This is a genomic window from Synechococcus sp. R55.7 (genome assembly GCF_047461955.1).
GTDB lineage: Bacteria > Cyanobacteriota > Cyanobacteriia > Thermostichales > Thermostichaceae > Thermostichus.
This window is the reverse complement of record NZ_JANSIC010000001.1, coordinates 30,997-35,864: the sequence shown is the minus strand read 5'-3', so window position 1 is coordinate 35,864 and position 4,868 is coordinate 30,997. Positions and strand designations below refer to the sequence as shown.

Annotated in this window: 7 protein-coding genes; 4 read left to right on the top strand and 3 right to left on the bottom strand. The window is 57.0% G+C overall.

Translation table 11 applies throughout. The features are described from left to right. The 3 genes from NW820_RS00215 to NW820_RS00205 form a co-directional block, all read left to right on the top strand. A partial coding sequence (locus NW820_RS00215) for a sigma factor-like helix-turn-helix DNA-binding protein (RefSeq protein WP_414406350.1) occupies positions 1-102 on the top strand: 102 nt, incomplete at its 5' end. Further along, on the top strand, positions 99-449 hold the full coding sequence (locus tag NW820_RS00210) for a hypothetical protein (RefSeq protein ID WP_414343942.1): 351 nt from the start codon (positions 99-101) through the stop codon (positions 447-449). The genes NW820_RS00215 and NW820_RS00210, both read left to right, overlap by 4 nt. 109 nt (positions 450-558) lie before the next feature. After that, positions 559-981: a Spy/CpxP family protein refolding chaperone gene (locus NW820_RS00205; protein WP_414343944.1), complete on the top strand. Its 423-nt coding sequence runs from the start codon at positions 559-561 to the stop codon at positions 979-981. 157 nt (positions 982-1,138) lie between these two features. On the opposite strand, the gene xth is transcribed toward NW820_RS00205, so the two are convergent. From xth to sfsA, 3 genes are all read right to left on the bottom strand, one after another. Beyond that, complete coding sequence (xth, locus tag NW820_RS00200; RefSeq protein WP_414406346.1) at positions 1,139-1,924, bottom strand: exodeoxyribonuclease III; 786 nt, start codon at positions 1,922-1,924, stop codon at positions 1,139-1,141. A gap of 12 nt (positions 1,925-1,936) precedes the next feature. After that, on the bottom strand, positions 1,937-3,196 hold the full coding sequence (locus NW820_RS00195) for a GTP cyclohydrolase II (protein ID WP_414406345.1): 1,260 nt from the start codon (positions 3,194-3,196) through the stop codon (positions 1,937-1,939). 97 nt (positions 3,197-3,293) lie between these two features. Then, positions 3,294-4,013 (bottom strand): DNA/RNA nuclease SfsA, encoded by a 720-nt coding sequence (gene sfsA / locus NW820_RS00190; RefSeq protein WP_414406344.1) that lies wholly within the window; start codon positions 4,011-4,013, stop codon positions 3,294-3,296. A 304-nt stretch (positions 4,014-4,317) separates the two neighbouring features. Here sfsA and NW820_RS00185 point away from each other — a divergent pair. Then, positions 4,318-4,868 (top strand): NYN domain-containing protein (locus NW820_RS00185; protein WP_414406343.1); only part of this gene is annotated, 551 nt, incomplete at its 3' end.

Here is a 4,868-nt window from a genome sequence, read left to right as displayed (position 1 = left end):
GCCGAGATTTTAGGGATCCCGGTGGGAACGGTGAAGTCCCGGCTGTTTCACGCCCGTGCCACCATCCGTCAACACCTACTTCAGGAGGGCATTACCCCATGAGTGAGCACCCCAACCCCCTAGCAGACGAGCGGCTGCGCCACTTTTTGCGTCAATATCGCCCCCTCCCTCCCCCTGCGGCCTCTGGGCTGGAGGAGCAGATCCTTCAAGTTGTGGCGACTCATCCACTTCATGGCCGGCTCAAGCACCCTTGGCGTTGGGTTGGCATCTCCCTTTTGGCGGGCGCTTTGCTGGGCTGGATTGGCTATCAGCGCTGGCAGGTACAGGTGGTGGCCCAGGAGACCGAAGCCCTAGAAAGTTTTTTGGTGAGCACTTGGGGAAGCTTGCTGAGCCCAGAGGGAACAGAAACCGAAACTTGGTGGATAGAACGCGATCCAGAGGGATCCTAAATCCATCAGCCTCACGAATATCCCCCTTCATTGACCATTACACCGCTGAGACTTCTGAGACCTTGGTCAGATTCTTGGTCAGATTCTTAGAAAAAGCCTGCAAAGAACCATGAGAAATGCTTGGATTTGGATCCCCATTTTGCCACTCTACCTGGGATCCCTGGGTGAACCGGTGATGGGCCAACCCCGCCCCCTGCGAATGATGGATTTGCGCCGCCCCTTTGCTCGCAATTTGCGGGAGCTGAACCTCTCCGACGAGCAGTTGCGGCAATTGCAGCAGATCCGCCACCGCAAACAGGAAGAGTTGTTGGAGCGCATTTTGGAGTTGAGGGCAGCCCGCGGTCGATTGCGGGAGTTACTGGTCGGCGATGCCCCTGAGTCAGAAGTGGCAGCTCAATTTCAGCGGGTACAACAGCTAAGCCAAGAAGTAAATGCCAAACGTTTTGAGGCAGTTCTGGAAATGCGACAGGTCCTCAGCTCAGAACAGCGGCAACACCTGCTGAAAATTCTCGAAGAGGCCGCTCCATTTTAATTGGATGGCTGGTTGGTATGAGCTGTTATGGTCATTTAAACAGGAATGAAACATTTCCGCCTGGCTCCCCTCTTCCTCTGAGAGAAGGGGTGAAGGCAGTGGCAGGGAGCGTTTGGGGAGTGTCTCAACCTAGCTTGAAATGACTATAACAAGGCGCTTAAATATCCAGGGCAACAATGACAGGGGCATGATCGCTGGGTTTTTCGGCCCGCCGTGGCTCAACATCGATCCAGCAAGCGGTGGCTTTCTCCTGTAGCTCACGAGACAGATAATGATGATCAATGCGCCAGCCGCGATTCCTTTGAAACCCCCCCGAGCGATAGTCCCACCAGCTAAAATGGCCGGGATCGGGGGTGAACCTGCGAAACGCATCTTCAAACCCTAAAGCCAGGATCTCCCGCAGGGCTTGTCGCTCCGGTTCGGAAGCCATGATTTCTCCCGCTTTTTGGGGATCATAAATATCCCGATCTTCCAGGGCAATGTTAAAGTCCCCGCAGAGCAGGATGGGATCCCCTTGGCTCAGGGCAACGGCGAGGTAATCCTTCAGCGTGGCTAGCCAGCGCAATTTATAGGCGTATTTTTCCGATCCCACCTCAGAACCGTTGGGCACATAAAGGTTGAGAATACGGATCCCGCGGTAGATGGCGCTCATCAGCCGCTTTTGCTCGTCCAAATCTGCCGCCGAAGGCAGCAGCGCACCAAACCCCCGTTCTACTTTTTCCGGGGGATCCCGGCTGATCAGAGCCACACCGTTGTAGGACTTTTGCCCGTAGACCTCCACATGAAAGCCCCGCTCCTGAAAAGCCGTCCGGGGAAAGTCCTCATCTACCACCTTGGTCTCCTGCAGGCAGAGCACATCCAGGGATCCCTGGCTGTCCAGCCAAGCCAAAACCTGAGGCAGCCGGGTGCGAATGGAGTTGACATTCCAGGTGGCCACTTGCATGAGGGATCCCGCTCACTCCACCAAGGCCCTTCCTCGGATTTGGGCCAGCCGCTCCGCATCCAGTACCTCACCCTCAGTGTAGTAGCCGGCAGCTTTTTTGGCCTCGATCTCCACACGGGCATCCGCCGGGATCAGCTCTTCTGGGATGGGCACCCGCTGCAGAACCTCAATGCCGGAGTTGGTGATGGCTCGATACTTGAGGTCGCTCATGGAAATCAGGCGATCGATTCGGGTTATGCCCAGCCAATGGAGCACATCCGGCATCAACTCCTGAAAGCGGATGTCTTGCACCCCTGCCACACACTCGGTACGGGTGAAGTAGGCATCAGCCCGATCCCCTCCTTCCTGGCGCTTGCGGGCGTTGTAGACCAAAAATTTGGTCACCTCCCCCAAGGCGCGGCCTTCTTTGCGCAGGTACACAATCACCCCAGCTCCACCGGCCTGGGCCGTCTTAACGCATTCCTCAATGCCATGCACCAGGTAGGGGCGGCAGGTGCAAATATCCGAGCCAAACACATCGGAACCATTGCATTCGTCGTGAACCCGCACCGCCAGGGGCAAAGCCGGGTCGGTGATGGCGGCCACTTGCCCGATGATGTACACCGTCTGGCCACCGATGGGCGGCAAAAACACCGATAGGTCTGGGCGGGTCACCAATTCTGGAAACATGCCTCCCGTTTGCTCGAAGAGGGTGCGGCGCAGCAGGCTTTCGCTCACCTGCAATCGTTTGGCGATCCCCGGCAGGTACCAGACCGGCTCGATTGCGGCTTTGGTGACCACCAGGCTGCCATTGTCTTTGAGGATCCGGCCATCCACCCGCAACCGCCCTTTGTTGACCGCCTCCTGCAGTTCGGGCATGTGGATGTGGGCCTGGGTAATGGCAATGGTGGGACGAATGTCGTAGCCCTGGGCATAGAGGGGAGCAAAGACTTCTCCCACAACCGCTCCCCAGGGATCCAAAGACACAATCCGGTCTGGATCTCCCCAGCTTGGGTGAGGGCCAATCGACACCACCGGGGCAGTATGGGTTAAATCGGCGCGGTGATCCGCCTGCAGAGAGCCACTGGCCACAGCCAATGCCCGATAGACAGCGTAGGCTCCCGCATGGGTGCCGATGACATTGCGATGGGCAAGATTGGTTAGGCTACCCACCACCGGCCCCCGCCGCAGCGGATCCAAGGCTCCCCAGCGGATCGGCTGGGCTTGCGTCCCATGAGGGGAGGGATGGGAAGTCAGGACAATGTGATGAGGACGGGAGGAAGGTTTGCTCATGGTCCTCAAGTGCTTGGAAAACTAAGAATCTGGAGAAAGCAGTATTATAGGCCATCCCCAGCCGTTTCCAGAGAGCTTGCCCCTTCTTTTGGGGTGCTTAGACAACGATTTTGGCCAAACCCAAGGGTCGGATCCCTGTCGGCGAAACCTCGACCCGATAGGGCAACATCTCCACTCCGGCTTGCAGGGCCTCACGAAACAGACGGGCATAGCGGGGATCCCGTTCTTCGCCGGGGGCAAACTCGGTGCAATCGGCGCGATTGATCCAGTACATCAGCAGGGCACGCTGACCCTGTTGGCGTACCGCGATCAAATCTTCCAGGTGTTTTTGGCCGCGAGTGGTCACCGTATCGGGAAACAGCGCGCGGGATCCCACAGCCCAGGTGGTATTCTTCACCTCCAGATAGGCCGAGCCAGCGTCTCCTGTCAGCAGAAAGTCGATTTTGCTCTTGCCGCAGGTCACCTCCCGTTGCCGGCGGGAAAATCCTGCCAACTGGGGAAACCACCCTCGCTCCAGCCCCCATTCCACCAGGCGATTGGGCAAGCTGGTGTTGATCCCCACCCATACTCCATCCACCTGGATCATCTCCCAGGTGTAGGCCAGTTTCCGTTTTGGCTCTGGGTGATGGGAGAGGTACACAGGTGCCCCCACCTGACAGACCCCACTCATCGGCCCCGTGTTGGGGCAATGGGCGATGATCTGTTGCCCGTTTTCCAGCTCCACATCGGCCAAAAACCGCTTGTAGCGGCTGCGCAGCACCCCTCTGTGCAAGGGGCTCGAAAAGCGGTAAGGCACCGGCCCATCCCTGCACTCCATCCGCAAAGCCTCTCCTTATCGTAGGTATTTTTTCTTTAGGATTTTGGAAATCTTCTCCGGGGATCGTCTCTCCTGCGCTAGGGTGAATCATGTGTCCCAAGGCTTGGGGCAGCCTTTTACGGCTTTTTCCGACTTCATGGGAATTCTGCAGATCACTCTGGGAAGCAGTAAGATCCCTATCGCACAAGAGAGGCGTCTGCATTAGCTGTAGTCAGTGCTGCCGGAAAGAGCTGTATTGGCGATTAAACCCATTTAACACCTCTTTTTTCTGCCCTTTTGTCAAAACTTGGAGAAGAAAACCCGAATGCTGCGTCTTGATCCTGATCCCGGCTTTCAGCCTGCGGATCCCTTGCAGGACAACCGTGGGCGTGTGGCCATATTCATCGACGGGTCTAATCTGTTCTACGCCGCTCTGCAACTGGGCATTGAGATCGACTACACCCGTCTGCTGAAGACTCTGAGTGGTCGGTCGCCCCTTTTGCGCTCTTTTTTCTACACCGGCGTCGATCGCAACAACGAAAAGCAGCAGGGGTTTTTGCTCTGGATGCGCCGCAATGGCTACCGCGTGGTTACCAAAGAGCTAACCCAGTTGCCCGATGGATCCAAGAGAGCCAACCTGGATGTGGAAATTGCCGTGGATATGCTGTCGCTGGTGCGCTGGTATGAGACGGCTGTGCTGGTGAGCGGCGATGGAGACTTGGCCTATGCGGTCAATGCCGTTAGCTACCAAGGGGCACGAGTGGAGGTGGTCAGCTTGCGTTCCATGACCAGCGATCAACTGATCAACTTGGCGGATCGCTACATCGACCTGGAATCCATCAAAGACCAAATCAAGAAGACCAACCGTCCCTCCTC